Consider the following 2,429-nt stretch of genomic DNA (forward strand, 5'->3'; position numbering starts at 1 on the left):
ATATATTTTACCTCCAACAGATGCTTTGTTTAAAACACACTTTGGTAAACAAAACAACAGATCCGAATAAAATGTATAGTTTTCGCTAGCACTAAATGCATAAGGAAATGACGGAGAAATCACAGTTTTAAAATGATCAAACCAATGTTCTTCGAGCTCCTTTAACGTAACAAAGTCTGGAAAATCTTTTACAGTTAAATAACTAATTGTTGTACCAAATAAAATATCCCAAACTTTAGTTTTAACAAATCCAGGAGAATAAAAAACATCAGAGCTATCAAGATCATAAATTGGTTTTTCCAAATACATTTCCAAACTTAAATTACCGGAATTCTGTCGCTTTAATTTTGCTTTTTCTAATTCCTTAATAACTAATACTTTTTCATCAATATTATAAAAACCAAGAGCATATGCCAAGGTAAATAAATTTGGCTTGTTATTTAACACTACTCTATTACACCTTATACTTTCTACCTCGACGCCTTCAATTATCTCTTTCCAGCCTTGGGCAGGATTTTCATAATATCGAGAAATTACTCGATAAGGCTCACAGTAATGATTAAAAAAATTTATTGCTCTAGAGACATTATCGGACAATGCTTCAAGGATATGATTTTTATTATTTTTATAGCCCTTACTTCCTTGCCAATCCAAATAGAAAACAGGCTTTCCAGCAGATTCCGAATAGCTTTTAAGCTTTTGTTTATTAAGAACTGATATTTCCGCACTCATCCGGTTTGGTGCGGAAAGTGACAAAACAGCAAACGTACAGGTTACGGCGTCGGATATATCAACTGAACCACCATTCATAACCCTACCTTCGGAGTCAACATCCCGAAAAGTATTAACAAAGATTTGTCCAAGTGCTACTATCACCTCCTCATCTGGTAAAAGTTTAACGCGTCGATCATTAATTTCATCGCCTGTCCTATCACGATAGTCTACTTTATATTTTGGATTATCGTATCCGCCTAACAAATTATACTTTTTACAAAACCGCCAGAAAGAAACACTTTTCCTTTGATTCCATCTCTGCGCTGGAATGTCATCTAGTGTATATTTTATTTCTGAGAGCATCGCCCGAGCTGTTATTACTTTTGCCTGACAATCAACCGCTGAAGAACCACCAGCTAAAATTTCAATAATATATATTTTTAGTAGATGATTATAGGGCTTTGGAAGAGAGTATTCTGATGTTACAGAGCGATCAGATTTTAATTTCTTACCATTGAAAATGGTACAGAGATAACGAGTTTTTCTTCCGGTTTTTGGATCAATATAATACCAAACAAGATCGTCCAGTGTCGCTTCTTTACCACCTGGCCCTTCAAGCTGAGGAAAACTTTTAGATTCATATTTTGAAACTAAAGCCTCTAGATTATTCAGATATTTATTGATCATTTATTCTGTCTTGTTGGTTAATTAGCTCATCACATAGCGCAATAGTTATTTTTATTTTGTCAATTTGGCGTTCAAGCTTTTCAACTGACCGATTTTTAACTGAAGATGGCAGATGGACTATGTTAGCTGACAATTTTGCATTTGCTTGGTCAAGTACCGTACGATGATCAGCATCTAAAAGAGGTCTAAAACTCGGACACCCATAACAACCAATCGGTCTGCCCAATTTGGTCTTACACTGGCTACAAGCTTTAACATCTTTCACTCCACCTATTTTTTCAAAATTTGACCCCAAAATAACTTCATCATTTTTATCTAAACTTCGAACAGGTACAGCAAACGCGTTTTTTAAAAACTGATTAGCAAGATAGTTTTCATCAATCAAACGTCTCGACTGATAATCAAGATCAACGTAATGCCTTGCTGCTGGCTCAGTTACGCCTGTTAATCTACTGAGCTGTGCAGAATCGAGCCCTTTCTCTGCTCCGCGTGTTAACGCTGTGTGGCGAAGTCGATTCGATGTTACGGAAAGATTACTAGTACGGTCAGAGATTCCTTTAAGGCTTTTTACTTTTAGCGTAATTGTTTGTTCGCCTAGGTGATAAAGAGAAGAATTTTGTGTAAATAACGCTTTATAACTAGCTACATCTTTGAATCTTAAACCAAAGAAATCCGTTGAAATAAAAACAGGCATATTTTTCATTATTTCTATAACTTCTTCTTTAGCAAGAACGATTCCAGATTTTAAAAGCGCTAGATTTAATCCTTTAGCATAAATCAATTTATAGTTATATATAAGAAGGGATAGGTCTTCGCTCAAAGCCATAGGATATCTTTCTGGAGTAGATCGGTACCATGCTTCTTTTACGTTACTTTTGACCCGATATAGTCTTAATTGGAGCGCGACAGTTCCTATATTTGAAATCTCATTACAACCTGTTATTGATTTGTCGTTAAATGAGTTCCCTACTGGAATTAAGTCACTCCATTTTAGCATTGCAACTTGAAATGGGCGGCGCAGAATTGCT

Annotated in this window: 2 protein-coding genes; both read right to left on the minus strand. The window is 35.3% G+C overall.

The window, feature by feature from the left end; all coding sequences use genetic code 11:
• The coding region (locus CXF87_RS21645; protein ID WP_198556078.1) for a hypothetical protein at positions 1–1,401 on the minus strand (1,401 nt) is incomplete at its 3' end.
• Positions 1,391–2,429 (minus strand): hypothetical protein (locus CXF87_RS11825; RefSeq protein WP_232774905.1); only part of this gene is annotated, 1,039 nt, incomplete at its 5' end. The genes CXF87_RS11825 and CXF87_RS21645, both read right to left, overlap by 11 nt.

This window comes from Halomonas sp. MES3-P3E (genome assembly GCF_002836035.1).
In the GTDB taxonomy this organism is placed as follows: Bacteria; Pseudomonadota; Gammaproteobacteria; order Pseudomonadales; family Halomonadaceae; genus Vreelandella; species Vreelandella arctica.